Annotated in this window: 2 protein-coding genes; both read right to left on the bottom strand. The window is 64.7% G+C overall.

Going from position 1 to position 1,078, the window contains the following annotated elements:
* A partial coding sequence (locus tag UK23_RS08900; protein ID WP_045310932.1) for a chitosanase occupies window positions 1-358 on the bottom strand: 358 nt, incomplete at its 3' end.
* A gap of 175 nt (window positions 359-533) precedes the next feature.
* A partial coding sequence (locus UK23_RS08895; protein ID WP_045310931.1) for a chitosanase occupies window positions 534-1,078 on the bottom strand: 545 nt, incomplete at its 5' end.

Genomic DNA, 1,078 nt, shown 5'->3' with positions numbered 1-1,078 from the left:
GGTCCAGGCCCGAGTGCGAGGACGTCCCGTTCACCTTGCGCAGCGCGGGGAGGTACTTCTCCAGCACGTTGCCCGGCTTGCGCGTCTTGTACAGCTCGACCAGGTCGAGCATGTCACCGGTGCCACTGCAGAACCCGATGATGCCGGCCGTGTAGCCGCGGCCGTCCTTGATGTCCTCGATGTAGCTGAACTGCGACTTCCAGTCCAAAGAGGAGTTCTCCGCGCTGGACACGATCTGCATCGCGATGTCCTTGAGGCGCGGTTCGTCGAGGTTGGCCGCCGAGGCGGTGCCTACCGTCGTGGTGAAGAGTGCGGCGCACGTCAGCAGTGCGGCCGCGATGCGACCAGTGATTTTCACGGATTTCCCTCCGGGGCAGGGATGTTGGGGTCCCGGGCGGCGTGTAGACGAAGGTAAGGGGTCCATACCTTTATTGGCAAGAGGGTTTACTATTCCGCGAATCGGACATTTTGCCGCATGTTGGGGCATTCCGGCGGAAACGCTTGTCCTGCAAACGTTTCCGCCGGAAACTGGTCTAGCGGATCTCGAAGTACTGGCCGTAGACGTGCCACTGGAGGGGCGTCTCGAGGTTCAGCTTGCCCTCGTTCAGGAACCTGCGCTGGGCCGTGTCGACCCGGCTGGTCTCCTCGTGCGCGGGTTCCTGCTTCATCGTCCACACCCGTGCGTCCAGGAACGCGTGCAGCCACTGCCGCTCGTCGCCGCCCTGTGCAGGTGGGCGGGCTCCGGAGTTGAGCGCGCGTTGCCGGATGCTCGAGAAGTCCAGGTCACCCCAGCCGTCGCCGTGCATGACGATCGCGTCGTAGTAGATGAACTGGCCCAGCGCCTGCACGCCGTCCTGCTTGGCGCGGCTCACGGCCGGGTTGAAGTAGACGCGGTCGCGTTCGTGCTCCTGCGCGCTCTGGAACGTGCCGTCTTCCGCTGCCGTCTCCCAGTCGTGCTGGAAGTTCGGGTCGAGGCCGTCGTGGGATGGCGTGCCGTTGACGCGTTCCAGTGCGGGGAGGTACTGCTGCAGGACGTTGCCCGGCTTCCAGTCGCGGTAGAGGCGGACCAGGTCGAGCA

It is taken from the genome of Lentzea aerocolonigenes (assembly GCF_000955955.1).
In the GTDB taxonomy this organism is placed as follows: Bacteria; Actinomycetota; Actinomycetes; order Mycobacteriales; family Pseudonocardiaceae; genus Lentzea; species Lentzea aerocolonigenes_A.
Note: the sequence above shows the minus strand (reverse complement) of the source record. Positions and strands in the feature narration are given on the sequence as shown.